This window comes from Polaromonas sp. P1_A2 (assembly GCF_056406895.1).
The window spans coordinates 45,761-70,727 of record NZ_JBFTZI010000008.1 but is presented as its reverse complement, the minus strand read 5'-3'; the positions used below and the strand labels follow the sequence as shown (position 1 = coordinate 70,727).

The window sequence follows — 24,967 nt, the reverse complement described above, 5'->3', positions numbered from 1 at the left end:
AAATCCAGGGATGAATCCAGGAGCTACCCCTATGACCATGGTTAAAACTGTTTCCGCGGCGGCCCTTGCCGCTTTGTTGGCCGCGGGCTGCGCCGTCGGCGTGCAGCCCGGCATGTCGCGCGAGCAGGTTCTCGCGAGTTATGGAACGCCCACGCGCACAGTGGCGCTGGCCTCGGGCACGCGCCTGCAGTATTCCCGCCAGCCGGCGGGCCAGTCAGCTGTGATGGTCGACCTCGATGCCGCTGGCAAGGTGGTGAGCGTCAGGCAGGTCCTGAACCCGCAGGACTTCTCCAGGATAGAAGTCGGCAAATGGACGCGTGCCGACGTGGAGCGCGAGTTCGGGCCTCCCGCGAAGGTCGACGGCGTGGTCTCCTGGTCGGGCGACATCATGACCTACCGCTGGCGGGACGGCGACCAGGACATGTTCTTTTTTGTCTATCTCGATGCCGGCTACGTGGTGCGGCGTGTGGGTCAGGGCATGGAGTTCCCGATCAGGATGAACGACCGCTTGTAAGGCGGTCTCCGGTATTTGCTCTCAGTCGCGCGAGGCGACGCGGCCTATCTCGGGCCAGCGGTGGTGCAAATACATCCAGGCCGTGAGCCCTATGCACATCATGCCCAGCGACACCGCGGCCAGCGCGGGCGTGGAATGCATGACCAGCGGCGCGACGATACCGGCCACGATGCCGTTGGCGGTGGAGCCGATAAAGGCCTGTAGTGACGACGCCATGCCGCGCCGCTCGGGATACAGGTCCAGCACCAGCAGCGTGACCACCGGCACCATCAGCGCCCAGCCGAAGGCGAACACCGCGATCGGGAACAGCGCCCAGGAGGCATGCGGCGTGAACAGCAGGTTGGCCGTGAGGTTGAGCAGCGAGGTCAGCAGCATGATGACAAAGCCGTGGCGTATCTGCTGCTTGGGCGCGATCTTGCCCGCCAGCCGGCCGCTGAGCCAGGCGCCGGACATGATGCCGGAAATGGTGAGCAGGAAAAACCAGAAGAACTCGGTGGGCTGCAGCGCCAGGTGGTCCCCCAGGAAGGCCGGCGCCGACAGTACGTACAAAAACATGCCGTTGAAGGGCACGCCGCTGGCCAGCGCCAGCAGCAAAAAGCGCGGGCTGGAGCCCAGCTGCCAGTAGCCGCGCATCAGGTGCCGCACCTCAAACGGCTGGCGGTCCAGCGGCGGCAGCGTCTCGGGCAGGAAGCGGAAATTGGTCGCCCACAGCACCACGCCCACACCGGTGAGGAACCAGAAGATGCTGTGCCAGCCCAGGTGCACAAACAGCCAGCCGCCGACGATGGGCGCCAGCGCGGGCGCCACACCGAAATAAATCGTGACCTGGCTCATGACCTGCTGGGCCTGCGCCGGCGGGTACATGTCGCGGATCACGGCGCGCGAGACCACGATGCCGGCGCCCGTCGACAGGCCCTGCACGGCGCGGAAGAACACCAGCTGGCCTATGCTTTGCGACAGCGCGCAGCCGGCCGAGGCCAGGGTGAACAGCGCGATGCCCCAGAGCACCACGGGCCGGCGGCCGAAGCTGTCGGCCAGCGCGCCGTGGAACAGGTTCATGAAGGCAAAGCCGAACAGGTAGGCCGACAGCGTCTGCTGCATCTGCACTGGCGAGGCGCCCAGCGACTGCGCGATGCCCGAAAACGCCGGGATGTAGGTGTCTATGGAAAACGGCCCCAGCATGCCGAGGATGGCCAGCAGGGCGGCGAGTGTCCAGCGCGGGGCGCGCCAGAGCTGGTCGGCATTGGGGTTCATGCGTTTTTGAGTTTGAGGGCGGTTTCGTAGAGTTCGTTGCGTCCCAGGCCGGTGATGTCGGCGGCCAGCTTCACCGCGGTCTTGAGCGGCAGTTCGGCCAGCAGCAGCTGCAGCACCCGCGTGCCGTCCTCGGCGCTTTCGGGCGCGGCGCACGGGTGCAGCACCAGGGCGAATTCGCCGCGCGTGCGCTGCGGCCCCGCGGCCAGCCAGGCCGCGAAGTCCTGCGCCGGCACGGTTGCGATTTCTTCAAACTGTTTGGTCAGCTCGCGGCCCACGGTGACCAGGCGTTCCCCCAGCACGGCCATGGCGCGCGCCAGCGCCTCGATGCGGTGCGGCGCTTCAAGAATGACGACGGCCCGCGTATCGGCCTGCAGCGCCGCGATGGCCTGGTCGCGTTCGCCGGCCTTGCTCGGCAAAAAGCCGGCAAACACAAAACCGGTCTCGCCGCCGGGGCTGGCCAGGCCGGCCACGCTGAGCACCGTGGTGACGCTGCTGGCGCCGGGCAGGGGCATGACGGCCAGCCCGGCCGCGCGCACCGCCGCGACCAGGCGCGCGCCGGGGTCGCTCACGGCGGGCGTGCCGGCATCGCTGACGTAAGCCACGCGCTCGCCGCGCTGCAGGCGTTCAATCACCAGGTTCGCGGCCTCCGCCTCGTTGTGCTCGTGCACCGCGAGCAGCGGCTTGTCGATGCCGTACTGGCGCAGCAGGGGCTGGGAGTGGCGCTTGTCCTCGCAGGCAATCGCGTCCGCCAGCTGCAGCACCTGCAGCGCGCGCAGGCTGATGTCGGCCAGGTTGCCTATGGGCGTGGCCACGACGTACAGCGCGCTTTCCGGATAATGCTGCATGCCCGCCGCGGCGCGCGCCGCATCCAGGGCCAGGTCGAAAGAAGCGTTCAATGTGGTTTTCCAGAAAGGTTTCCAAGGTCCCGCCGGTGGGCGCGGCCGCCGAGGCGCGGCCCCTGCCCGGGCAGGTTACCACCAAGTCGCGCGGCGATGCCGCGGAATCCGCCGCGCGCGCCTACCTGGTGCGGGCGGGGCTGCGCTTTGTGCAGGCCAATTATCGAACGCCGGGCCGCGGCGGCGGCGAGATCGACCTGGTGATGCGCGCGCCCGACGGCACGCTGGTGTTTGTGGAGGTGCGGCAGCGCGCGGACGACCTGCACGGCGGCGCGGCGGCCAGCATCAGCAGTGCCAAGCAGCAGCGCATCGTGCTGGCGGCGCGCCACTACCTGATGCGTTTCGCGACCCCGCCGCCCTGCCGTTTTGACGTGTTGCTGGTCAGGGGCGCGCTCGGTGAAGGTTCGGGCGCCGCCATCGAATGGCTGCCCGCCGCGTTCGACGCTTCGTGAACCGTGCCCGCCGCCAGGCGGGGCGCCTGCCGGGTCAGGTCTGGAATTCGCTCGGGTGCACGGTCTCGACCATCTTGTTGTCGCGCAGGAAGGTGACGATCCAGTGGCCGAACTTCTGCGTGAAATGCACGGGGACGGCCTGGTTGAGGGCGAGCGCGATGGATTGCCGCACGGGCAGGTCGATGTCGCGCTTGTCCGAGGGCGGAACGTCCACACGTATCAGCATGAAGGTGTCACGGTCCTGGAGCTCCACGCTCGGGAACGGCCATCTCGCGGCCGTCGCCTGCATGAAGGCGGCGGTCACATTCCTGACGACCTCGGGATCAAAGACGGGACTGCTCATGTGCGTGGGACTGGCTTGTTAAGTAACCGTATGTATATCGATGATGGCGCAAATTTTCCGCAGGCGGCCGCCGTGCGCCGCATTTGTGGAATGAACCGGGCATAGTTCCTGGAACTAGTTCCGCTTTTTGTGCCTTGATGTTCGCGGTGGGCCCGCCTCCCCCGGAGGCGGCGGTTTTTTCGCAAAGCCCTCGATTCTATAAAGTTTGGCGGGGCGGGCCGGCCGTCGCGAGCCTGCCGCCGCCGAGCCGGTGTGACGTGGTGCTGATCAACGGCGCGCTGGGCGCGGGGGGCTGGCGGCGCCATGGAATGGCTGCCTGCGGCGTTCGACGCTTCTGGATCGTCTTGAGCTGCCCATCCGGGTCTGCTGTTTCCATCCGCTTTTTGACTGAAAGAAAACGTAAGGTTTGTTTTGCTTGGAAAGAACAGGCAGAGGCACCCGCGGCAGGATTGCCAGTTGGCTTTATGAGCCAAATGAGCATCCAGTTCAACAGGCATGAAGGTAGTTTGCTATTCATTTTGTAGCAAATAAGGTGCGTGCCCAAGTTGCCGCGGGTTGGGCCGCAGCCCTTGGCGGCGACGTTCTCGGGTCTTTATTCCCTTTCAGCGTCACCGTTGCCAGTGATAGCCTGTCGTGGCTTTGCGGCAGGCGAGGTGCCCGCAGGGTCGCAAAAGGTCCCCTCCGTGCGTCAATGGCGGCCAATCGCCAGCGTCGCAAGCCGCGGGCCATGCCATTTCAGTGACACCCATCCAAGGGGGGGCGACATGATCGTTGATGAACTGAGCAGCTTCTACGTTTTGCGTACACCGGACAAGCTGGACGACAACTCACCCCATCCCCGCGTCGTGCCGGCCTATGGCCGAAGCGCCACGGATGAGACCCTGGCGTATCTCAATGACGTCAAGGCCCTGATCCACCAGGGCGACTGGCGCACGCCGCTGAGGGCGCGCATCAAGGTGGAGGCAGCCCTGGAGACCTGGAAGGGCGGGCGTTCGCCGTTTGCCATCGGGTTTGCGCCCCACGTCAAGGCGCTGCGAAAGTTTGCCGAAGCCCGCAGCGAAGGCCGCGCCCTCGACTATGTGCTCAGCGAGTTTGTCACGCACGGCGCCGCGCTCGGCAGCAACCTGGACAAATGGCTGGGCGAAGAGTCGGGCGTGCTGACCGAGGCTTTGCTCCAGATGGCGGCCCGGCGCGCCGCACTGGCCGACGTGCTGCTGGCCGCCGTGCTGTGCAACGATGCCACCGTAGACCGCGAAGGCACGGCCGCGACGATTTGCGCGATGGAGTCGATTGAGCGGCTGCTGACTTCGCGGCGCAACCCTGACCGCCTGCTGGCCTGGGAGCCCGCCATCCTGCAGGGCATCCTGGTGTTCCCGATTGAAGCGGCGCCGCCCAAGCCGTCCATGTTCGGCAACCTGCGCAAGCGCGACCTGGAGCTGCTCAAGGGCGAGCCTAAGCCCACAACGCCGTCCGAGCCGATACGGCCGGTACACCAGTATGTGGGTGACCTGGTGGTGGTCAAGCAGCACCTGCTCTCGTATGCCATGGGTGAAGTCGCTCATATTGAGAACGTGCTGAAAAGCGAAAACTACCAGCGTTCGTTCCGCAATTTGAAGCGCGACGAGGTCCGGCTGCTCAGCGAAGAGATCCAGGAATCGGTCACCGAGCGCGACCTGCAGTCGACCACGCGTGACGAATTCAAGCGTGAGTGGTCGGCGCAAAAGCAGGACAACCTGACCTTGCAAGGCGGCCTCAATGCCATGGTCAGCGGGACGACGGGGACCGGGCAGTACGTGATCACCGCGGGCGCCTCGGCCAGCTACAACCGCAGCACCGAAACGCGTGAAGCCGCCGCCCAGCAGCATGTCGGCGAGATCGTGTCGCGGGTGCAGGAAAAAATCACCGACCGGGTCCGCACCGTGCGCGAGTCGATCACCACCTCGGAAATCCGCGACACGACCACGCACGGCTTCAACAATGTCCAGGGCGACGGGCACATCGTCGGCGTGTACCGGTGGATTGAAAAGAAATACCAGCTGCACCTGATCAATTACGGCCGGCGGCAGTTTTATGAATTCATCATCCCGGAGCCCGCGGCCTTCTGGGCCAGCCTGGAGGGCATGCGTGCGTCCAGGATCGCAGGGCCGGCGCCCCTGCCGCCCCTGCTGCCGGGCGATGGGCAGGGCGCGGCTCCCAGGGAAATCGATTTGGGTGACTTTGCGTTGAGCCGTACGGTGCGCGGCGTGCCGCAGCGGCTTGACGAGCCCGTGCGCTGGCACGACATCGTCACGCTGGCGGGCCAATGGGGCGTGCAGCTGGAGCTGCCGCCCAGGCTGACGGAGCAGGCCCATGGCATGGCATCGCTCACGCCGGATGACAAGCCCGATGAAAAGGCGCTGGCGCATAAATTTCGCGCCAACATCAACGGTGCGGACACCGACTGGTGGGAGTCCCTCAACTCCAAATCCGCCGTGCCGGAAGCGGGCATCAAGATCCCGGCCGGCTACGCCGCGGAAGACGGTGAAATCGCGTTCAAGACATGGCAAAAGGCCCGCCTCAAGCAGCCAGAGCTGGCTTTGCACGAGACCAACTCTTTCGTGCATGAAAACGGCTATGTCACTTTGCTGATGGGCGGGCGCCGTTTCACGCTGATGGTGCCGGTGGCGGGCGCGAACAATGGCGCGGGCGGGTTCGTCTATGGCCTGAACCAGGCGCTCCAGGAGCAGGGCCAGGGCAGGGTGCATCTTGAAGGCGAAGTCTCCATCGGGGTGACCACCACGCTGGAGGCGGCGATTTTTTCCATCCGCCTGGACTGCGTGCGCACGGCCGCCAAAGAGCGCGAGTGGGCGGAAAAAAGCTATGCCGTCTTCATGGACGCCTACCGCGCCCGGCAGGCCGAGCATGCGGCAGCCCTGCAGCGCGCCCAGCTCGACAACGCGCGCGTCGACATGGTCCGCCCAGATTCTTTTTACCGGGAAGTGGAGCGCAATGAATTGAAGCGGGCCATCATCGACATGCTGATGGGCCTGCAGCTGCCGAGCCTGGCGGGCAATGTGCTGGCGGCGTCCGGCGACGGCAGCCTGCCGGCCATCAATCGCCAGGCCCTGCCCGCCTATGGCGTCATGATTGATTTCTTCGAGCGTGTGTTCGACTGGGCGAACCTGGCTTATCGCTTCGAAGCCTATTTTTACGGCCGCGGCGAGCAATGGGGGGCGCTTGCGACCGCCTACAACGCCGACCCGCAGTTCGCGCGCTTCCTGGGGGCCGGCGCCGCGCGCGTGCAACTGCCTTGCCTGCCCGGCATGGAGCCGCTGGTGGACCTCTACCTCAATGGGCAGTTCCTCAATGACCCGAGCCGGATGGTGCCGTGGTTCTCACGCCAGCAGCCCATCGCCGAAGACCTGGCGCGCGCCGCCCGCGACGGTTTTTCGCTGTCGCCGGGCCGCGTCACCATCGCGGCCGGCGCGCGGCGCGCGACTGTGCGCGGGACCAATTTCAGCGAACCCGCGGACCTGCAGCGTGAAGTGCGCATAGGCGGCAAGATCTATGTGGTCAAGGCCATCGCCAACCCTTTCACTTTTGATCTGGACCGGCCGGTCGCCGCCGCGGTCGACGATGCCTTGTTTGAAGTGGGGGGCATTGTTGTCGGCGCGCCCATCGATATTTCGCTGCCGACCACCCTGGTGGCCATCGATACCCCCACCCTGACCCTGCCGGCTTTTCCCGGCCGTTATGCCTGAGCCCATTTTTGGCCATCCAGGCACAAGCGGAAATCGCAGATGCTGACCGAACCCGGTGAGATGGTGCCAGGCCAGCACTTCGTGCTGGCCATTCCCGAGCGGGTCACTGAAACCCGCGGCAGCTACGGCAGCGCCGCTGTGCTTGACTTGCTGAAGGCGGAAGCCGAGCACCCGATGCCGGCGGGTGAGCCTTTGCGGCCGCAGGACCTGCTGCTGGATGTGCATGAGGCCGTGCCTGAAACAGGAAAACCTTATGGCTCGCTGATCAAGCTGTCTTTTGACGTGGCCTCCAAAGATCTGGCCGCGGAGTTCAAGGCCTGTTGTGAAATGGTTTTTTCCATCTACGGCCGCGCGGCTTTCGAGGCGATCCATGGCGCCATCGTCGGTGTCGCGCGCTGGCCGGTCAAGGAGTTCGGCCTGCGCGGTGACCCTCCGATGGTGCTGCATCCGGAATCGCCGCGCCGCAAGCTGTTCAATCTCTGGGCGCTGGAGCGCGAGCAGACCAAGCAGCGCATCGCGCAGATACAGGCGGCGATGGCTGCCGACATCGCACTGTTCGCGCGCATCCGCCTTGCGCGGTCGGGTGTGGAGGCGCTGCGGGAGGCTTCGCTGCTGTTTGAGTTGGGCGACAGCGCTGATCCCGGCAAGCAGGAGGCGGCTTTTAGGGGCCTGCCGGGGCTTGCCGATCCTTATCCGCTCAAAGCCGGCCGGCTTGAGCGGCTTTTTCAGGCCCTGCTCGACATCGCCGAGTGGAAAGCCCGGCTTGAGAAGATCACCCAGGATGCGAACCGCAAGGGACTGGCCGTGGCGCTGACCGCGATGACGAGTTACCACAACCCCGGTGCGTTCAAAGGCGCCGAAGCAGCCTCGCTGGCCGCCCGGCAGGTGCGCAATGAGCAGCTTGCGGCGTTCGCCGTCGAGCTGGCCCGGATCGGCCTGGAAATGCCCATCATGTTCAGGCTGCACGCCACCGACCTGCCGGCCATGGCGATGAACCTGCAGCTCGATCAGCCGCGCCGGCCGGCGGCGCAAAACGCGGGGGATTTTTTCCGCTACCTGTTTCCGCGCCGTGAAATCTGGCTGCAGCTGGAAAAAGTGATCGATGCCTCGCGCGAGGTCGGCGCCGAGTTGCAGGAAAGCCCGGACAAGGTCTGGGCCTACCCGTTCCTGGTGCATGGCTACCTGGAGGATGTGGCCATTGAACCCGGGACCCTGGCTTATGCCGCCGCCGAAGACAGATTGGCCGAGGAGGGTGAGCCGTCCCTTCTGCAAAAGGCCTCGATGGCGGCCGGGACCGGTGAGCTGATGGCCATGGCGCTGGGCTCGGCCGAGGTGCCGCCTGTGGCTGCGACCATCGCGATTGTTTCCACGCTGCTGGGTGTGGCGTCGACGGCCGAGGAAGAATACAAAAAGTGGCGCGAGCGGGCCGCGTCCTGGACGCATGTCGACCCAGGCAAAAGCCTGGCCGCGGGGCCGGGCTATGCCTGGTCGGTCTTCAACGTCGCGATGACGGCCATCGACGTGGCGGGACTCAAGGGCAATGCCAAATTGCTCAAAGGTAAAGGCGCGGTGTCGCCATGAGTACGGGCGGCGGACAGCAGCAGGTGCGAAAGGCCACGGCCGCGGCATTCCAGCTGCCTTTCGGGTTTTCTGTGGTGCTGGGCCGCAGCTGGCGCTCCATCTTCACGCCGCTGATGGGGCTGTCGCCCGAAGTGGCCCGTGCGGCCGACTTCTACATCAAGGCCGCCGTCCGGCTTCGCCATCATGCGTCCGAAGGCAGTTTTCTGGCCTATCTTGAGGCCGCGCACAGGCTGGACGGAAAACTTGAGGGTTTGAGCGGTGACTACCTGGAGCCAATCTTTCGCGACGTGGAGACGCGCTGCCTGGCCTATCAGACCCTGGGCCCGAAGGGGGTGAAACTGCCGCAGGTGCGGCCCCGCAAGGTGTTCCAGGACCGCCTGGACGTTCTGCGCGAGGTTGACGTGGCGCGTATGCAGAGCCGTTTCAATCGCAATTTGCACCAGGTCGACAAGGACTTGCGCGAGGCGCGCCAGCTGGATCTGTTGCCCGCATTCCGGAAACTGGGCAGTGTCATCGGGCCGGATTTTGACGAAGCCTGGGCGCCGGTTTTTGAGTACCTGGCAAAACACGAAGCCGGCATTGCCGCGGCGATGAACCGGCTGAAAAATGCGGGCGGCCAGGGCCAGGACGTATTGGCGCAGGCTGCGAAGTCGGTGCAGGGCTATCGCAGCAAGATCAAGGGACTGCTGGGCGAGGCCTATGTGCGCAAGTGGAGGCACTGGCTGGACATGAAAAGTGTGCTCAAGGAGATGGCCGAAGTCCGTGTGCTTGAGCTCAACCGCGCCGCGCGCGCCAATGGCCAGGACGTGGTCTGGTCGCTTCTGGAGGTACCGCCGGGCAAGATCCGCCTGGACAGCCAGGAGACCTGGGACGAAGCCCTGCTGATCGTCGAGGAGGCGCGCGGCGGTGCTCCCTATCGCCGTGCCGATGTCTTCGCGACCGCGCAGGTCAAGGTTGAGGAAGACCTTTCTGCGTTGATGCAAAGCTGGAAAGACGAACTGCGTGAGGGCAGTTTTTTCAGCAGGAAGCAGGCGTCGGCCTTACCCGTCGTGTCCGTCGAGCACAAAGGCGGCGGCACGGACCTGTTTTTTGTCGTGCCGCCGGATCCGAACCACCGCCCGATCCGCTGGGCGTTTGCCCCTGAAGGCGTCAACATCCCGATGGCTGATGTCAGATTGCTGGAGCGCGCCGGGCTTCAAGTGATTACCCGGGAGATCGACCGCCCCATCGCCGACTTCAACGTGGTCGCAGACGGGTTGATGCATTCGCTGACGCTTGCGGCGCCGTAAAAACGGCCCCTGCCCGCTGTCACCCGCTTTAACAATTCACCCTGGCAGAGCCGGCCAATCCCGGGTACAAAAGCGGTTTTCGCCTCTGTAAGTTCTTGATTTGCATAGGGTGCGCCGTTGGACCCGACGGCTTGCCATTCGGCCGTCACGATCAGGCGCAATCCCGACCCGCTATCATTGGCGCATGCTTGAACAACGCATTGAACAGCAGTTTATCGACAGCGCCGACCTCAAGTACCAGGCCGCCCAGGTTCTTTCCAAACCGGTCGCGGCGGCGGTGCAGGCCATACTGGCCAGCGTCACCAGCGGCGGCAAGGTGCTGGCCTGCGGCAACGGCGGATCGGCCGCCGACGCCCAGCATTTCGCCGCCGAGTTCGTCGGCCGCTATGAACGCGAGAGGCCCGAGCTGGGCGCGATCGCCCTGACGACGGACAGCTCCATCCTCACCGCGATCGCCAACGACTACGATTTTTCGGTGATCTTCTCCAAGCAGGTCCGCGCGCTGGGCGTCGCCGGCGATGTGCTGCTGGCCATAAGCACCAGCGGCAACTCGGCCAATGTGCTGGCCGCCATCGAGGCAGCCCACGAGCGCGAGATGACCGTGGTGGCCCTGACGGGCCGCGGCGGCGGCAAGATCACCCATGCCCTGCGTGAAACCGATGTGCATATCTGCGTGCCGCATGAGCGGACCGCGCGTATCCAGGAAGTGCACCTTCTTGTCCTGCATTGCATCTGCGATGGCGTGGACACCCAGTTACTTGGCGATCAGGAGACCTCTGTATGAAATGTGTTTCGTTTAAACGGCTGACTTTGACCGTGGTCGCGGCCACCCTGTTGGGCGGCAGCCTGACGGCCTGCTTCCCTCTGGTGGTGGGCGGCGTCGCGGGCGGCGCGCTGGTGGCGACCGACCGCCGCACCTCCGGCGCGCAACTGGAGGACGAGGGCATTGAGCTGCGCGCCACCAGCCGCATCCGCAGCAATGTCGGCGAGCGCGTGCACGTCAACCTCACCAGCTACAACCGGCAGGTGCTGCTCACCGGCGAAGTGCCGAATGCCCAGGACAAGCAGCTGGTCGAGCAGATCGTCGCGCGCGTGGAAAACGTGAGTTCGGTGGTCAACGAACTGTCCGTCATGGGCGCCTCGACCCTGACGCAGCGCTCTTCCGATGCCCTGGTCACCGGCCGCGTCAAGGCCATGCTGCTCGATGCGCGCGACCTGTCCTCCAACGCCTTCAAGGTGATCACGGAGCGCGGAACGACCTACCTGATGGGCCGCGTCACGCAGCGCGAGGCCGATCGCGCCACCGAGGTGGTGCGCTCCACGCCCGGCGTGCAGAAGGTCATCCGCATTTTCGAGATCATCAGCGAGGAAGAGCTGGCGCGCATGCTGCCGTCCAAGCCTGCCACGCCGCCAGCCCAAAGCACCAAGCCCGCGGGCGGCTGAACCAAAAGCAAAGCGGCCGCACCGGACAAGCCGGTGCGGCCGCTTTTTTTTGCCTGTGGGGTGGGCTTAGCGTAAGCGCTTGACCAGGCTCGAAGTATCCCAGCGCTGGCCGCCCATGGCCTGCACGTCCGCGTAGAACTGGTCCACCAGGGCGGTGACCGGCAGCCGGGCGCCGTTGCGCTTGGCCTCGTCCAGCACCAGGCCCAGGTCCTTGCGCATCCAGTCGACGGCGAAGCCGAAATCGAATTTGTCGGCGACCATGGTCTTGCCACGGTTGTCGAGCTGCCAGCTTTGCGCCGCGCCCTTGCCGATCACCTCCAGCACCTGGTTCACGTCCAGCCCGGCTTTCTGGCCGAAGGCGACCGCTTCGCTCAGGCCCTGCACCAGGCCGGCGATGCAGATCTGGTTGACCATCTTGGTCAGCTGGCCGGCGCCGCTGGCACCCATCAACGTGAAAGCCTTGGAAAACGCCATGCCGGCGGGTTTGACGGCGTCGAAGGCCGCCTTGTCGCCGCCGCACATCACGGTGAGCGCACCGTTCTGCGCGCCGGCTTGGCCGCCCGACACCGGGGCGTCGATAAACTGCAGGCCCAGCTTGGCCGCCGCCGCGTAGAGTTCGCGCGCCACGTCGGCCGAGGCCGTGGTGTGGTCGACAAAAATGGCGCCCGGTTTCATGCCGGCGAAGGCGCCGTCCGCGCCCAATGTGACGGCGCGCAGGTCGTCGTCATTGCCGACGCAGCAAAACACGATGTCGGCGCCGGCGACGGCCAGGCGCGGCAGGGCGGCCTGCGCCGGCTTGCTCGTGGCCGCGAATTCGGCAACCCAGGCGGCGGCCTTGGCCGCGCTGCGGTTGTAAACCGTGACGCCGTGCCCGGCCAGCGCCAGGTGGCCGGCCATGGGGTAGCCCATGACGCCCAGGCCCAGGAAGGCGACCTGGCGGGGGGACGATGATTCGTAGGTTTTGGAGGTGGTGCTGGACATGGGAATGGATTCAGGGAACGGATGCGTGGGAAGAGAAGAAAGAGAAAGAAGAGAGCCGCGCCGGCGCGAGGCCGGCGCCTCGCGCCTTAAACGATGGCGAAGTTTTCGGTGCCGGCCGACAGGTCGGTCGACTTGGCGCGCTGCGAATTGAGCTTGATCTGCAGGCGCAGGTCGTTCACCGAGTCGGCATTGCGCAGGGCATCTTCGTAGGTGATGAAGTGGCTTTCAAAGGCGTCGTACAGGGCCTGGTCGAAGGTCTGCATGCCCAGGTTGCGGCTTTTCTTCATGATCTCCTTGATCTCGGAGACTTCGCCCTTGAAGATCAGGTCGGAGATCAGCGGCGAGTTGAGCATCACTTCCACCGCGGCAAAACGGCCCTTGCCGTCCTGCTTGGGCACCAGGCGCTGCGAGATCATGGCCTTGAGGTTGAGCGACAGGTCCATCAGCAGCTGGGTGCGGCGCTCTTCGGGGAAGAAGTTGATCACGCGGTCCAGCGCCTGGTTGGCGCTGTTGGCGTGCAGCGTGGCCAGGCACAGGTGGCCGGTTTCGGCGAAGGCGATGGCGTGTTCCATGGTTTCGCGGTCCCGTATCTCGCCCATCAGGATCACGTCGGGTGCCTGGCGCAGCGTGTTTTTCAGGGCCGCTTCCCAGCTGTCGGTGTCCAGGCCCACTTCGCGCTGCGTGATCACGCAGTTCTTGTGCGCGTGGACGAACTCCACCGGGTCTTCAATCGTGATGATGTGGCCGTAGGACTGCTCGTTGCGCCAGTCGACCATGGCGGCCAGCGTGGTGGATTTGCCCGAGCCGGTGGCGCCGACCAGGATGGTCAGGCCGCGCTTGCTCATCACCACTTCCTTGAGCACCTGGGGCACGCCCAGCCCGTCGATGGTGGGCAGCGTGGCCGGAATCGTCCGCATGACCATGCCGACCTTGCCCTGCTGGATGAAGGCGTTCACGCGAAAGCGCCCGACGCCGGGCGGCGAGATCGCGAAGTTGCACTCCTTGGTGCGCTCAAACTCCGCCGCCTGCTTGTCGTTCATGATGGAACGCGCCAGCGCCAGCGTGTGGTTGGCGTTGAGCGGCTGGGGCGACACCTTGGTCACCTTGCCGTCCACCTTCATGGCCGGCGGAAAGTCGCCCGTGATGAACAGGTCGCTGCCGTTGCGGCTGACCATGAGTTTGAGCAAGTCGTTGATGAATTTACTGGCCTGGTCGCGTTCCATGAGCGACTCCTTTCAAACAGATTCTGTTGTCAACGAAAGACGGCGGACTTAGCCGGGGAAGTTTTCCGGTATCTTGGCCTTGCCGCGCGCTTCCGCGGGGGAAATGACGTTGCGTTTGACCAGGTCGGTCAGGTTCTGGTCCAGGGTCTGCATGCCCACGCTGTTGCCGGTCTGGATGGACGAATACATCTGCGCGACCTTGGCTTCGCGGATCAGGTTGCGGATGGCGGAGGTGCCCAGCATGATCTCGTGGGCCGCGACCCGGCCCGCGCCGTCCTTGGTCTTGCACAGCGTCTGCGAGATCACCGCCTGCAGTGACTCCGACAGCATGGAGCGGATCATTTCCTTTTCCTCGGCCGGGAACACGTCGATGATCCGGTCAATCGTCTTGGCGGCGCTGGAGGTGTGCAGCGTGCCGAAAACCAGGTGGCCGGTTTCAGCGGCCGACATGGCCAGGCGTATGGTTTCCAGGTCGCGCATTTCGCCCACGAGGATGGCGTCCGGGTCTTCACGCAGCGCGGATTTCAGCGCGGCGTTGAAGCTCAGCGTGTGCGGGCCGACTTCACGCTGGTTGATCAGGCATTTTTTGGATTCATGCACGAACTCGATGGGGTCTTCCACCGTGAGGATGTGGCCGTACTCGGTTTCGTTCAGGAAGTTGACCATGGCCGCCAGCGTGGTGGACTTGCCCGAGCCCGTGGGGCCCGTCACCAGCACCATGCCGCGCGGCTTGAGCGCCAGGTCGCCGAAAATCTTCGGGGCGTTGAGCTGCTCCAGCGTCAGGATCTTGGACGGAATGGTCCGCAGCACGGCACCGGCGCCTCGGTTCTGGTTGAAGGCATTGACGCGAAAGCGGGCCAGTCCGTCGATCTCGAACGAGAAGTCGACCTCCAGGAATTCTTCGTAGGTTTTTCGCTGGGTGTCGTTCATGATGTCGTACACCATGGAATGCACCTGCTTGTGGTCCAGCGGGTCGATATTGATACGCCGCACGTCGCCGTGAACCCGAATCATGGGCGGCAAGCCAGCCGACAAATGCAAGTCAGACGCCTTGTTCTTGACGCTAAAGGCCAGCAACTGCGTGATATCCATCCCGGGACCCTTTTAAAAATGACTCAACTAAAGTTTACAGTTCGATTATGACCACGATTGTGCGCAATCTCCAGCTTGTCCGTGACCGTATCACCACGGCCTGCTTCGCCGCCGGGCGCAACCCGGCCACCGTGCGGCTGCTGGCCGTGTCCAAGACCTTCGGCGCCGAAGCCGTCGCCGATGCCGCCTCGGACGGGCAGCGCGCCTTCGGCGAAAACTATATCGCCGAGGGCGTGGAGAAAATCCTCGCGCTGCGGGGCCGGCCGGGCGGCCAGGCCCTGGAGTGGCACTGCATAGGCCCGGTGCAAAGCAACAAGACCCGCCTGGTCGCCGAGCATTTTGACTGGGTGCAGTCGGTCGACCGGCTCAAGATCGCCCAGCGCCTGAGCGAGCAGCGGCCCGACGGCCTGCCGCCGCTGCAGATCTGCCTGCAGGTCAACATCGACGGCGGGGCCAACAAGTCGGGCCTGGCGCCGGCCGAGGTCCAGGCCCTGGCGCAGGAGGTCGCGCAACTGCCGCGCCTGGTCCTGCGCGGCCTGATGGCCATTCCCGAACCCGCCGCCGATTTTGATGCGGCCTGTGCGCTGCATGCCAGGACCAAGGCCGTTTTTGATGCGGTCAATGCTTCGGGTGTCCTGCCGACACCTATGGATACCTTGTCCTTGGGCATGACCGCCGACCTGGAGGCCGCCATCCATGCTGGCAGCACCATGGTCCGCGTAGGCACCGCCATATTTGGTAGTAGATAGCCCCCACGGTCACTCACTTCGTGTAGTTCCCGAGGCCTTGCAGGCCGCGGCTCGCGAGGCGCTTCGCCTCTGTCGCCCGTCCAGGCCTGCTCAAGCAGGCCTGGAGCCGCGGGCTCCAGCCCCTCCGGTGCCGCTGCGCCTGAGGCTCGGCAAAGCCGGTTCCTCGGCCCCTGCTAGTAAAGAGAGATCTCTTCGGGCTACTTTTTCGGTGGGGTGATGGGTTTGATAGTGCCGCAGTCGGCCGACAGCCATTTGCCCGTGGCATCCATGGTCATTTTCTCGGGCTTGCCCTTGACGGTGGTCGTGGTGTTCATCTTCATGGTGTAGCCGGTGTCGCCGTTGAAGGTCATCACGCCTTCGCCGCTGGAGGGCGGCTGGGTGCAGGCGTAAGAGAACTTCATGGTGTTGCCGCTGCGCGGCGACTGGGTGGTCTTGCAATCGCCTTGCTGCTGCTGCGGCAGCTCATTGCGCTCGGCCATTTCCTTGGTGATGCATACCTTCATGCTCATGCCGCCGCCGCTGCCGGGCGCCATGGACATGCCCTGCTTGGCCATCATGTCCTGCATCTGCTTGCGCTGCTCGGGCGGCATGCTGGCCATCTGCTTTTCCATATTGGCCATGGCTTTTTCCATTTCGCCGGAACTCGACTGCATTTTGTTGGTGATTTCCCACAAGCCGGGCTTGGTGGTTTGCGCTTGAGCGCCGGCGGCGAAGGCCAGTGTGGCACTTGCCAGCAGAAGAGATATGGATTTCATGGGCACTCCTGGTGAGGTCTGACTGGGAGGGGGTGGTTTGTGCTCGCATTATGGCCAGGGAGCGCCGCCTGGCAAGCCCCGGCGCGGCCTTGCCACAACGGCGGGCCCGGTTCAGCGCATGAATTTCCCGCCGCGCCCGATGATGGTCAGGTCGGTGAAACGCGAGCCTTCGTGGCTTTTGGGCGCGTAGCTGATGGTGAAGCCGCCCATGTTGTGGTCGCGCAGCGATTCCAGCGCCGTGGTCAGGCTTTCGCGGGTCAGGGGTTTGCCGGCCCGGCGCAGGCCTTCGGTGAAGACCTTGGCCGCGAGAAAACCTTCCATGCTCGAGAAATCAAAATCCTTGTTGCCGGCTTCCGTCATGCGCTGCTGGTACTCGCGCACGATGGCCGAGGAGGGCGTGTAGGGAAAGGGCACGACCTGCGAAATCGTCACGCCGGCCCCGGCGTCGCCCAGCTCCTCGGCCAGGGCCTTGGAGCCGACAAAGCTCACGTTGAAAAACTGGCCGCCGTAAGCCTTGGCGCGGGCCTGCTTGATCAGCGCGGCGCAGGACTTGTAGGCGCTGATCTGTATCACCGCTTCGGGCGCGGCCTTGAGGATCTCCGCCAGCGGCGCGGCCACGTCCACGCTGTTGCGCTCGACGGTGACGCTGGCTGCGGCCTTGAGGTTGCGTTTGGCCAGCGCCCGCGTCACGCCCTCCAGCCCGGCCTTGCCGTAGGAGTCGTTCTGGTAGAAGACGGCGATCCTGGTGATGCCGACGGTGCTCAGGTGCTGCACGATGCGCTCGGTCTCGTCAAAGTAGCTGGCGCGCACATGGAAGATGTTGCGGTTGAAGGGCTCGCGCAGGGCCTGCGCGCCGGTAAAGGGGCCCACCAGCGGAATGCCGGCCGCGTTGATGGCCGGCACGGCGGCCAGCGTGGTCGGTGTGCCGACCGAGCCGATCAGCGCGAATACCTTGTCCTCCTCGATCAGGGCCTTGACCGCGGCGGCGGCCTTCTCGGGCTCGTAGCCGTCGTCGCGCGAGACCAGCTTGAGGCTGCGGCCGTTGATGCCGCCCGCCGCATTCACCGCATTGAAGTGGGCCAGTATGCCCAGCTGCATGCGCTTGCCCAGCTCGGCCGCGGGGCCGGTCTGGGCGGCGAACTGCCCGACCAGGATTTCGCTGTCGCTGACACCGGTTTCCGCGCAGTGCGCGGTGCCGGCGGCCAGCGCCAGCAGCAGCGCGCCGAACCGGGACCATGGCTGGTTGTTCATCAGGAAGCCCTCCGATATTGTCCGCAGCCGGGGATACGGCTGCGCTACCTATGCAATCCACCACCTAGGTGTTGTGGTGCCAAGGTATCCCAAGCCCGCAGGCTTGGCAACGCGGTTAGCCCCCGTTCTTGCGCTTTCGGCACCTCAAGAGCGGCAAAAATGCCGCAAAAGTCTCGAATTGCACGATTTGGGTCTCGAGAGAGGTTTCAAACGCCCAGCGCCAGCCGGGTGGTGCTTTTGACTTCTTCCATCACCGCGTAGGTACGGGTTTCACGCACGCCCGGCAGCTGCCACAGCACGGTGCCGGCGAAAGAGCGATAGGCCGCCATGTCGGCCATGCGGGTCTTGAGCAGGTAGTCAAAGCCGCCGGCCACCATATGGCATTCGGTGATTTCAGGGTGGACCTGCACTGCCGCCTTGAAGGCTTCGAAGACATTGGGCGTGGTGCGGTCCAGCAGCACCTCCACAAACACCATCATGCCGGCGCCCAGCTTGAGCGGGTTCAGCAGGGCCTCATAGCCCAGGATGTAGCCGTCCCGGCTCAGGCGCTGGACCCGGGCCAGCACCGCGGTGGGCGACAGGGCCACGCTTTCGGCCAGCTTGAGGTTGGAAATCCGGCCGTCCTGCTGTAAAACATTCAGGATTTTGAGGTCTATGCGGTCAATTTCTGCGGAGGCTTCAAACATGAGTAGTGAGTTATTCGGTTATTTTCTGAAATTTAGCGGGAAACTCATCATTATTCAACGGAACATCGATGCATCCACTGAATAAGTGCCCCAAACCGTGAAATCCTCCATGGAGCCCCTGATGTCCACCTCCCCGCGCCTGCCTTTTCCCTACCGCCCTGAATCCGAGATCGTGGCCGGCCAGCTGCGAAGCCTGGCCGGCGCGCTGGACTGGGCGGCGGCGGCGCATTCGGCCCAGCCCTGGGTGCAGGCCGTGCGCGACAACCCGCCGCCTTTCTGGGCCATGGAAAGCCTGCTCAAGGAATACCCGATTTCCAGCGCCGAGGGCCTGGCCCTGATGCGCCTGGCCGAAGCCCTGCTGCGCGTGCCGGATGCCGAGACCGCGATTGCGCTGACGGCCGACCAGCTCGGGCGTGCCGATTTTGACGGTGCCGGCGACGGCGTGATGGCGCGCCTGTCGGCCTCCGCGATCGCCATGTCCAAGCTGTTTTTGCCCGAGGGCGGCCACCCCAACTTGATGAGCAAGCTGGGCGCGCGCACCGTCGTGGCCGCCACCCTGCGCGCCGTGCAGCTGTTGGGCCGGCAATTCGTGCTGGGCCAGACCATTGGCGACGCCATGGGCGAGGCCGACGACAGCCGCAAAAAAATCCCCAACCTGCGTTTCAGCTACGACATGCTGGGCGAGGGCGCGCGCACCGACGCCGACGCGCTGCGCTACCTGGCGAGCTACACCCATGCCATCCAGGCCATCGCCGCCGGCGCCAGCAGCAGCGGCCCGACCGAAAAAAACGACGGCATCTCGATCAAGCTCAGCGCGCTGCACCCGCGTTATGAAGACGCCCAGCGCGAACGCGTGATGGCCGAACTCGTGCCCCGCGTCTGGGGCCTGTGCGAGCTGTCGGCCCGGGCCAATATCAACCTCACGATAGACGCCGAGGAAGTCGACCGGCTGGAGCTTTCACTCGACGTCTTTGAAGCGCTGGCCGCGTTGGTGGCCCAACACCACCCGCAGTGGCAGGGCTTTGGCTTGGCCATGCAGGCCTACCAGACGCGCGCGCTGGACCTGATCCATCACATCGCCGCCATCGCCCGCAAATACAGGCTGCGCCTGATGTGCCGCCTGGTCAAGGGCGCGTACTGGGATTCGGAAATCAAGCGCGCCCAGGAGATGGGCCTGCCGCACTACCCGGTGTTCACGCACAAGCACCACACCGACGTGTCCTACCTGGCCTGCGCGCAGGCCTTGCTCGCCGCACCCGATGCGATTTACCCGCAGTTCGCCGGCCACAATGCCGCGACCATTGCCGCCATCCTGCAGATGGCTTCGCGCAACGCCGTGCCCTTTGAGCTGCAGCGCCTGCACGGCATGGGCGAGGGCGTGTTCCGTGAGGTGCTCAAGAACCCGCTGATCAGCTGCCGCGTCTACGCCCCCGTGGGCGCGCACCGCGACCTGCTGGCCTACCTGGTGCGCCGCCTGCTCGAGAACGGCGCCAATTCCTCCTTTGTGCACCAGCTCGCCGACGAGTCGGTCGGCATGGGCGAGCTGCTGACCTCGCCGCTGCGGCTGGAGCCCGAGTCTTCGCTGCCGCTGCCGCCCGCGCTCTACGGCCCCGGCCGGCCCAACAGCCTGGGCCTGGACCTCACGGTGGCCAGCATGCGCGCGCCGCTGCTGACCGCGCTGGCCACCACCTCCGTGCCCGCAGTGCCGGAGTTTGATCCCCGGCAGGCCGCGGCTGCGGTGGAGAAGGGCGTCGGCGCTTACCAGCAATGGCGCAAAGTGGACGTGGCCGGGCGCGCTGCCATCCTGCGCCGCGCCGCCGACACCATGGAGCGGCAAATGCCCAAGCTCTGCGCGCTGCTGGTGAAGGAAGCCTTCAAGACCTGGGGCGATGCCGTGTCGGAAGTGCGCGAGGCGGTGGACTTTCTGCGCTACTACGCCAATGAGGCCGAACGCATCATGCAGCCGGTGGCCCTGCCGGGTCCGACCGGCGAGACCAATGAGCTGCGCCTCTCGGCGCGCGGCGTCTGGGTCTGCATCAGTCCCTGGAATTTCCCGCTGGCCATCTTCACCGGCCAGGTCGCGGCTGCGCTGGCCACCGGCAACGCCGTGCTGGCCAAGCCGGCCGAACAGACGCCCGGCATTGCCTGGGAGGCGGTGAAGCTGCTGCATGAAGCCGGCGTACCCGAGGGCGCGCTGCAGCTCGCGCACGGCCCCGGCGAGACTGTGGGCGCGGCGCTGGTGGCGGCGCCCCAGGTGGCCGGCGTGGTGTTCACCGGCTCCACCCAGGTCGCCAAAATCATCAACCGCGCGCTGGCCGCCAAGGACGGCCCCATCGTCCCGCTGATCGCCGAGACCGGCGGCATCAACGCCATGCTGGTCGACAGCACGGCCCTGCCCGAGCAGGTGGCCGACGCTGTGGTGCAAAGCGCGTTTCGCAGCGCCGGCCAGCGCTGCTCGGCGCTGCGCCTGCTGTGCGTGCATGAAGGCATCGCGGACCACGTGATCGAAATGATCCAGGGCGCGGCGCAGGAACTGGTGGCCGGCGAAACCGCCGATCTTGCCACCGACGTCGGCCCGGTGATAGACCGTGAGGCCTTTGACAATATCCAGAAGCATTTGCAGCGCCTGGGTGCCAGCGCCAAGGTGCTGGTCACGCCGGCGGCACCGGCTGCACCGGTCAACCTCATTCCGCCCGCAGCCTTTGAAGTGCGCAGCCTGTCCGAGGTGAAGGACGAAATCTTCGGCCCCGTGCTGCAGGTCGTGCGCTGGGGCAGCGGCGAGCTCAAGGATCCGCAGGCCGTGATCGCGCAGATCAACGCACTCGGCTACGGCCTGACCCTGGGCATACAGACCCGCATAGACTCCCGCGCCCAGGCCCTGGCCGCGGCGGCCCATGTCGGCAACATTTATGTGAACCGCAACATGATTGGCGCAGTGGTGGGGGTGCAGCCGTTCGGCGGAGAGGGGCTCTCCGGCACCGGCCCCAAGGCCGGCGGGCCGCATTACCTTTACCGTTTCTGCGCTGAGCAGACGGTCACTGTGAATACGACGGCGGCTGGCGGGAATGCCGCGCTGCTGGCGGGCGGCGCTTGAGGGTTTGCTCGCCCTCGCAGGCGGGCGTCAGATCTCAATCTTGCTGCCCAGCTCCACCACGGAGTTGTTCGGCAAATTTAGGAAATCGGCCGCGCCGCTGGCGTTGTGGTGCATCTGCGCAAACAGCTTCTCGCGCCACGGCGCCATGCCGCTGCCAATCGTCGGGATCACGGTGTCGCGCGAGAGGAAGTAGCTGGTGGTCATGGATTCCAGCTCGCAGCCGCGGCCCTTGATCTGCTGCAGGGCCTTGGGCAGGTCCAGGTCGTTCTTGAAACCGTAGTGCACATTGACCTGCCAGCAGTCATGTCCTAGCGCCTGGATCTCCAGGCGCTTGTTCATGCCTATCCAGGGAATCTCGTGGTTGCGCACCGTGACGAACAGGTTCTGCTCGTGCAGCACCTTGTTGTGCTTGAGGTTGTGCAGCAGTGCGTTGGGCACGCTGCCGGGTTCGGCGGTCAGGAACACGGCCGTGCCTTCGACGCGGGCCGGCGGGCTTACAAAAACGGCGTCCAGGAAGCTGGGCAGGTCTATCGCGTCGGCGCGCAGTTTTTCATTGAGCAGGTGGCGGCCTTCCTTCCAGGTGATCATCAGCGTGAAGACGGCGCCGCCTATGACCAGCGGGAACCAGCCGCCGGCGAACAGCTTCATGAGGTTGGAGGCGAAGAAGGCGAAGTCGACGAGGAAGAAAACGCCGGTGGCGGCGATGCACAGGCTCAGCGGATACTTCCAGCCGTAGCGGATCACGTAGAAGGTCAGGATGGTGGTGATCAGCATGTCGGTGCAGACCGCGATGCCGTAGGCGGCCGCCAGGTTGCTGGACGAGCGGAACATCACCACCGCGAGCACGATGGTGATGAACAGGCCCCAGTTGACGAAGGGCATGTAGATCTGGCCGGTGTCGCGCACGCTGGTGTGCTGAATGTTGAGGCGCGGCAGGTAGCCCATCTGGATGGCTTGTTTGGTCACGCTGAAGGCGCCGGTGATCAGGGCCTGCGAGGCGATCACCGTGGCCATGGTGGCCAGGCCCACCAGCGGCAGCAGTGCCCATTCGGGCGCCATCAGGTAAAAAGGGTTCTTCACGGCGGCGGGGTTGCTGATCAGCAGCGCGCCCTGGCCGAAGTAATTGAGCACCAGCGAGGGCATGACCACCGAGAACCAGGCCAGGCGTATCGGTTTTTTGCCGAAGTGGCCGAGGTCGGCGTACAGCGCCTCGGCGCCGGTCACGCACAGCACCACGGCGCCCAGGATGATGAAGGTGGTGCCGGGATTGGCCCACATGAACATGACGGCGTAGTGCGGGCTCAGTGCCACCAGGATGTGGGGGTTGGTGGCGATCTGCGAAATGCCCAGCAAGGCCAGCACGGCGAACCAGATCAGCGTGATGGGCCCGAAAAACCGGCCTATGCCGGAGGTGCCGTGCTTTTGCACCGCGAACAGGGCAAACAGGATGATCAGGGTGATGGGGATCACGCCCTGCTTGAAGGCCGGCGAGACGACTTCCAGGCCCTCGACCGCCGACAGCACCGAGATCGCCGGGGTGATGACGCCGTCGCCGTAAAACAGCGAGGTGCCGAAAATGCCCACGACCAGCAGGGTGCGGCGCAGCTGGGGTTTGTCCTTCACCGCGGTGGAGGCCAGCGCCAGCATGGCGATCAGCCCGCCTTCGCCGTTGTTGTCGGCGCGCAGGACCAGCGCCACATACTTGATGGAAACGATGACGGTCAGCGTCCAGAAGAAAATGGACAGGATGCCGTAGACGTTGTCGGGGGTGAAGGGAACATGCCCGGAACCGAAAACTTCCTTGACGGCATACAGAACGCTGGTTCCGATGTCGCCGTAGACGACACCGATGGCGCCCAGGGTGAGCGCCGCGAGTGATGATTTTTGACTAGACACAAAAACTTCCCGTCTTTGCGCCAGGCCCGTTCAAACGGGTCCCAAGCGGGCGGGAATGGTTACCTTTGGGAACGCTATTTTGCGCCCGGGGACCCGGCTTGCAAGTCGGCGGGCACCCCTAAATCCAACTAATCCCGATTTTGTTGCACCGCAACAACTTGTAACAAGAGGAGGGCGCAGCACGTGCTTGGGGCTGTCTCCGGCCTATTGCCGGTTAATGCTATGTATTTAATAGTAGGCCGCCTATAGCGCATGGGGGGCGGCCCCGAAAAATCCTAAAAAGCCATCAAAAAACCCCCTTGCGGGGGTTTTTCAGTCGTAAACCTCGGCGTCCGGGTCGGTGGCTTCGAGTTCGTAGCTTGCCGCCAGCATGGCCAGCCGGGCGATCACGCCATACATATAGAAGCGGTTGGGGCTGCTGGAGCCGGGTTTTTCGCCGGGCTGCGGCAGGCGGCCGCTGTCGGCAAAGGCCAGCGGCACAAAGCTGGCGCCGGGCGCGTTGAGGTTTTCGTCCACGCCGCGCTCGGCATGCACGCGGTAAAAACCGCCGACCACATAGCGGTCCATCATGTAGACCACGGGTTCGGCCACCGCGTCGTTGACGCGCTCGTTGGTCAGCACGCCTTCCTGGATGATCACTTCGGACAGCGCCTGGCCATCCTTGGTGGTGCTCATCTTGTTCTTGGTCTTGCGGTTCAGCGCGTCCAGGTCCTTGACGTCGCGCACCGTCATGATGCCCATGCCGTAGGTGCCGTTGTCGGCCTTGACGACGACAAAGGGCTTTTCGTTGATGCCGTACTCCTTGTACTTGCGCTTGATCTTGGTCAGCAGCGCATCGACATTGGTGGTCAGGCACTCCATGCCGGTGTTTTCGGCGAAGTTGACCTCGCCGCACTGCGCGTACATGGGGTTGATCAGCCAGGGGTCTATGCCCAGCAGCTTGCCGAAGCGCTTGGAGATTTCTTCATAAGCCTTGAAGTGGTGCGACTTGCGGCGCACCGACCAGCCCGCGTGCAGCGGCGGCAGCAGGTACTGCTCGTTGACGTCTTCCAGGATGCCCGGGATGCCGGCCGACAGGTCGTTGTTCAGCAGGATGGTGCAGGGGTCGAAGTCCTTCAGGCCCAGGCGCCTGTCGGTGCGTATCAGCGGCTCGATGGTGATGGTCTCGCCGGTCGGCAGGTTCAGTGTGGTGGGCGCCTTGATCTCGGGGCTCAGCGAGCCGAAGCGCACATTCAGGCCCGCCTGGTGGAAGATGCGCTTGAGCTGCAGCACGTTGGACAGGTAAAAGCTGTTGCGCGTGTGGTTCTCGGGCACGACCAGCAGGTTGCGCGCTTCGGGGCAGATTTTTTCGATCGCGGCCATGGCGGCCTGCACCGCCAGCGGCAGCATTTCGGGCGTCAGGTTGTTCCAGCCGCCGGGATACAGGTTGGTGTCCACCGGGGCCAGCTTGAAGCCCGCGTTGCGGATGTCGACCGAGCTGTAGAACGGCGGCGTGTGCTCCATCCACTCCAGCCGGAACCAGCGCTCGATGGCCGGGGTGGAGTCCAGCACGCGTTGTTCGAGTTCGTTGATGGGGCCGTTCAGGGCGGTGATGAGGTGCGGAACCATTCGGCCACTTTCGATAGGTGATTCTGTTATTTGCTTCGGCTATAGCTGACCGAATTCTAGGGAGATTGGGATGCGGTGCCTGGGTTACAAGGGGTAACGCCAGCCAAGCCATCCAAAAAT

At 64.8% G+C, this 24,967-nt stretch carries 21 protein-coding genes; 10 read left to right on the top strand and 11 right to left on the bottom strand.

The window, feature by feature from the left end; all coding sequences use genetic code 11:
- Window positions 1-31: 31 nt before the first annotated feature.
- Complete coding sequence (locus AC1D09_RS22750) at window positions 32-514, top strand: hypothetical protein (RefSeq protein ID WP_477663717.1); 483 nt, start codon at window positions 32-34, stop codon at window positions 512-514.
- 21 nt (window positions 515-535) lie between these two features.
- Here the strand turns inward: AC1D09_RS22750 and AC1D09_RS22745 are convergent, their stop codons facing one another.
- Window positions 536-1,768 carry a multidrug effflux MFS transporter gene (locus tag AC1D09_RS22745; protein ID WP_477663718.1) on the bottom strand — a complete coding sequence of 411 codons (1,233 nt, stop codon included), beginning with the start codon at window positions 1,766-1,768 and terminating at the stop codon, window positions 536-538.
- Window positions 1,765-2,613: a 16S rRNA (cytidine(1402)-2'-O)-methyltransferase gene (gene rsmI, locus AC1D09_RS22740; RefSeq protein ID WP_477663733.1), complete on the bottom strand. Its 849-nt coding sequence runs from the start codon at window positions 2,611-2,613 to the stop codon at window positions 1,765-1,767. Before rsmI ends, AC1D09_RS22745 begins: the two co-directional genes overlap by 4 nt.
- A gap of 50 nt (window positions 2,614-2,663) precedes the next feature.
- Here rsmI and AC1D09_RS22735 point away from each other — a divergent pair, with 50 nt between their 5' ends.
- Window positions 2,664-3,116 (top strand): YraN family protein, encoded by a 453-nt coding sequence (locus AC1D09_RS22735; protein ID WP_477663719.1) that lies wholly within the window; start codon window positions 2,664-2,666, stop codon window positions 3,114-3,116.
- 34 nt (window positions 3,117-3,150) lie between these two features.
- On the opposite strand, the gene AC1D09_RS22730 is transcribed toward AC1D09_RS22735, so the two are convergent.
- Entirely contained in the window at window positions 3,151-3,459 is a 309-nt protein-coding gene (locus tag AC1D09_RS22730; RefSeq protein ID WP_477663720.1) for a hypothetical protein, read from the bottom strand.
- 257 nt (window positions 3,460-3,716) lie between these two features.
- On the opposite strand from AC1D09_RS22730, the gene AC1D09_RS22725 reads away from it, so the two are divergent.
- From AC1D09_RS22725 to AC1D09_RS22700, 6 genes are all read left to right on the top strand, one after another.
- Window positions 3,717-3,983, top strand: coding sequence for a hypothetical protein (locus AC1D09_RS22725; RefSeq protein WP_477663721.1), 267 nt, complete (start codon window positions 3,717-3,719; stop codon window positions 3,981-3,983).
- 240 nt (window positions 3,984-4,223) lie between these two features.
- Window positions 4,224-7,199, top strand: a complete 2,976-nt coding sequence (locus AC1D09_RS22720) for a hypothetical protein (RefSeq protein WP_477663722.1) — start codon at window positions 4,224-4,226, stop codon at window positions 7,197-7,199.
- 39 nt (window positions 7,200-7,238) lie between these two features.
- The gene (locus AC1D09_RS22715) at window positions 7,239-8,780 is read left to right on the top strand and encodes a hypothetical protein (RefSeq protein ID WP_477663723.1); all 1,542 of its coding nucleotides are present in this window, start codon (window positions 7,239-7,241) and stop codon (window positions 8,778-8,780) included.
- A complete protein-coding gene (locus tag AC1D09_RS22710) occupies window positions 8,777-10,069 on the top strand; it encodes a hypothetical protein (RefSeq protein WP_477663724.1) in 1,293 nt (430 codons plus the stop codon). The genes AC1D09_RS22715 and AC1D09_RS22710 overlap by 4 nt, the downstream gene beginning before the upstream one ends.
- A 184-nt stretch (window positions 10,070-10,253) precedes the next feature.
- Complete coding sequence (locus AC1D09_RS22705) at window positions 10,254-10,853, top strand: phosphoheptose isomerase (protein ID WP_007867672.1); 600 nt, start codon at window positions 10,254-10,256, stop codon at window positions 10,851-10,853.
- Window positions 10,850-11,512 (top strand): BON domain-containing protein, encoded by a 663-nt coding sequence (locus AC1D09_RS22700; RefSeq protein WP_477663725.1) that lies wholly within the window; start codon window positions 10,850-10,852, stop codon window positions 11,510-11,512. The genes AC1D09_RS22705 and AC1D09_RS22700 overlap by 4 nt, the downstream gene beginning before the upstream one ends.
- 66 nt (window positions 11,513-11,578) lie before the next feature.
- Here the strand turns inward: AC1D09_RS22700 and AC1D09_RS22695 are convergent, their stop codons facing one another.
- The 3 genes from AC1D09_RS22695 to AC1D09_RS22685 form a co-directional block, all read right to left on the bottom strand.
- Entirely contained in the window at window positions 11,579-12,493 is a 915-nt protein-coding gene (locus tag AC1D09_RS22695; RefSeq protein ID WP_477663726.1) for an NAD(P)-dependent oxidoreductase, read from the bottom strand.
- Window positions 12,494-12,579: 86 nt separating this feature from the next.
- Window positions 12,580-13,716 carry a PilT/PilU family type 4a pilus ATPase gene (locus AC1D09_RS22690; protein ID WP_413328589.1) on the bottom strand — a complete coding sequence of 379 codons (1,137 nt, stop codon included), beginning with the start codon at window positions 13,714-13,716 and terminating at the stop codon, window positions 12,580-12,582.
- Window positions 13,717-13,764: 48 nt separating this feature from the next.
- Window positions 13,765-14,808, bottom strand: a complete 1,044-nt coding sequence (locus AC1D09_RS22685; RefSeq protein ID WP_007873468.1) for a type IV pilus twitching motility protein PilT — start codon at window positions 14,806-14,808, stop codon at window positions 13,765-13,767.
- A 47-nt stretch (window positions 14,809-14,855) separates the two neighbouring features.
- Here AC1D09_RS22685 and AC1D09_RS22680 point away from each other — a divergent pair, with 47 nt between their 5' ends.
- Complete coding sequence (locus AC1D09_RS22680; protein WP_477663727.1) at window positions 14,856-15,557, top strand: YggS family pyridoxal phosphate-dependent enzyme; 702 nt, start codon at window positions 14,856-14,858, stop codon at window positions 15,555-15,557.
- A 197-nt stretch (window positions 15,558-15,754) separates the two neighbouring features.
- Here AC1D09_RS22680 and AC1D09_RS22675 read toward each other — a convergent pair whose 3' ends face one another.
- From AC1D09_RS22675 to AC1D09_RS22665, 3 genes are all read right to left on the bottom strand, one after another.
- Window positions 15,755-16,312: a DUF3617 domain-containing protein gene (locus AC1D09_RS22675; protein WP_477663728.1), complete on the bottom strand. Its 558-nt coding sequence runs from the start codon at window positions 16,310-16,312 to the stop codon at window positions 15,755-15,757.
- A 111-nt stretch (window positions 16,313-16,423) separates the two neighbouring features.
- The gene (locus AC1D09_RS22670) at window positions 16,424-17,563 is read right to left on the bottom strand and encodes an ABC transporter substrate-binding protein (RefSeq protein WP_477663729.1); all 1,140 of its coding nucleotides are present in this window, start codon (window positions 17,561-17,563) and stop codon (window positions 16,424-16,426) included.
- Between the two features lie 206 nt (window positions 17,564-17,769).
- Entirely contained in the window at window positions 17,770-18,249 is a 480-nt protein-coding gene (locus AC1D09_RS22665) for an Lrp/AsnC ligand binding domain-containing protein (RefSeq protein ID WP_007872894.1), read from the bottom strand.
- A 121-nt stretch (window positions 18,250-18,370) separates the two neighbouring features.
- On the opposite strand from AC1D09_RS22665, the gene AC1D09_RS22660 reads away from it, so the two are divergent.
- Window positions 18,371-21,343, top strand: coding sequence for an L-glutamate gamma-semialdehyde dehydrogenase (locus AC1D09_RS22660; protein ID WP_477663730.1), 2,973 nt, complete (start codon window positions 18,371-18,373; stop codon window positions 21,341-21,343).
- A 27-nt stretch (window positions 21,344-21,370) separates the two neighbouring features.
- Here AC1D09_RS22660 and AC1D09_RS22655 read toward each other — a convergent pair whose 3' ends face one another.
- Both AC1D09_RS22655 and gshA read right to left on the bottom strand, forming a co-directional pair.
- Window positions 21,371-23,239: a potassium transporter Kup gene (locus tag AC1D09_RS22655; protein ID WP_074578808.1), complete on the bottom strand. Its 1,869-nt coding sequence runs from the start codon at window positions 23,237-23,239 to the stop codon at window positions 21,371-21,373.
- Window positions 23,240-23,551: 312 nt separating this feature from the next.
- Window positions 23,552-24,847 carry a glutamate--cysteine ligase gene (gshA, locus tag AC1D09_RS22650; RefSeq protein WP_074578810.1) on the bottom strand — a complete coding sequence of 432 codons (1,296 nt, stop codon included), beginning with the start codon at window positions 24,845-24,847 and terminating at the stop codon, window positions 23,552-23,554.
- Window positions 24,848-24,967: the final 120 nt, after the last annotated feature.

Excerpts from the sequence above, each read along its gene's own strand:
- AC1D09_RS22750 (WP_477663717.1), top strand. The coding sequence starts at position 32 with ATGACCATGGTTAAAACTGTTTCCGCGGCGGCCCTTGCCGCTTTGTTG.
- AC1D09_RS22745 (WP_477663718.1), bottom strand. The coding sequence starts at position 1,768 with ATGAACCCCAATGCCGACCAGCTCTGGCGCGCCCCGCGCTGGACACTC.
- rsmI (WP_477663733.1), bottom strand. The coding sequence starts at position 2,613 with ATGCAGCATTATCCGGAAAGCGCGCTGTACGTCGTGGCCACGCCCATA.
- AC1D09_RS22735 (WP_477663719.1), top strand. The coding sequence starts at position 2,664 with ATGTGGTTTTCCAGAAAGGTTTCCAAGGTCCCGCCGGTGGGCGCGGCC.
- AC1D09_RS22730 (WP_477663720.1), bottom strand. The coding sequence starts at position 3,459 with ATGAGCAGTCCCGTCTTTGATCCCGAGGTCGTCAGGAATGTGACCGCC.
- AC1D09_RS22720 (WP_477663722.1), top strand. The coding sequence starts at position 4,224 with ATGATCGTTGATGAACTGAGCAGCTTCTACGTTTTGCGTACACCGGAC.
- AC1D09_RS22715 (WP_477663723.1), top strand. The coding sequence starts at position 7,239 with ATGCTGACCGAACCCGGTGAGATGGTGCCAGGCCAGCACTTCGTGCTG.
- AC1D09_RS22710 (WP_477663724.1), top strand. The coding sequence starts at position 8,777 with ATGAGTACGGGCGGCGGACAGCAGCAGGTGCGAAAGGCCACGGCCGCG.
- AC1D09_RS22705 (WP_007867672.1), top strand. The coding sequence starts at position 10,254 with ATGCTTGAACAACGCATTGAACAGCAGTTTATCGACAGCGCCGACCTC.
- AC1D09_RS22700 (WP_477663725.1), top strand. The coding sequence starts at position 10,850 with ATGAAATGTGTTTCGTTTAAACGGCTGACTTTGACCGTGGTCGCGGCC.
- AC1D09_RS22695 (WP_477663726.1), bottom strand. The coding sequence starts at position 12,493 with ATGTCCAGCACCACCTCCAAAACCTACGAATCATCGTCCCCCCGCCAG.
- AC1D09_RS22690 (WP_413328589.1), bottom strand. The coding sequence starts at position 13,716 with ATGGAACGCGACCAGGCCAGTAAATTCATCAACGACTTGCTCAAACTC.
- AC1D09_RS22685 (WP_007873468.1), bottom strand. The coding sequence starts at position 14,808 with ATGGATATCACGCAGTTGCTGGCCTTTAGCGTCAAGAACAAGGCGTCT.
- AC1D09_RS22680 (WP_477663727.1), top strand. The coding sequence starts at position 14,856 with ATGACCACGATTGTGCGCAATCTCCAGCTTGTCCGTGACCGTATCACC.
- AC1D09_RS22675 (WP_477663728.1), bottom strand. The coding sequence starts at position 16,312 with ATGAAATCCATATCTCTTCTGCTGGCAAGTGCCACACTGGCCTTCGCC.
- AC1D09_RS22670 (WP_477663729.1), bottom strand. The coding sequence starts at position 17,563 with ATGAACAACCAGCCATGGTCCCGGTTCGGCGCGCTGCTGCTGGCGCTG.
- AC1D09_RS22665 (WP_007872894.1), bottom strand. The coding sequence starts at position 18,249 with ATGTTTGAAGCCTCCGCAGAAATTGACCGCATAGACCTCAAAATCCTG.
- AC1D09_RS22660 (WP_477663730.1), top strand. The coding sequence starts at position 18,371 with ATGTCCACCTCCCCGCGCCTGCCTTTTCCCTACCGCCCTGAATCCGAG.
- gshA (WP_074578810.1), bottom strand. The coding sequence starts at position 24,847 with ATGGTTCCGCACCTCATCACCGCCCTGAACGGCCCCATCAACGAACTC.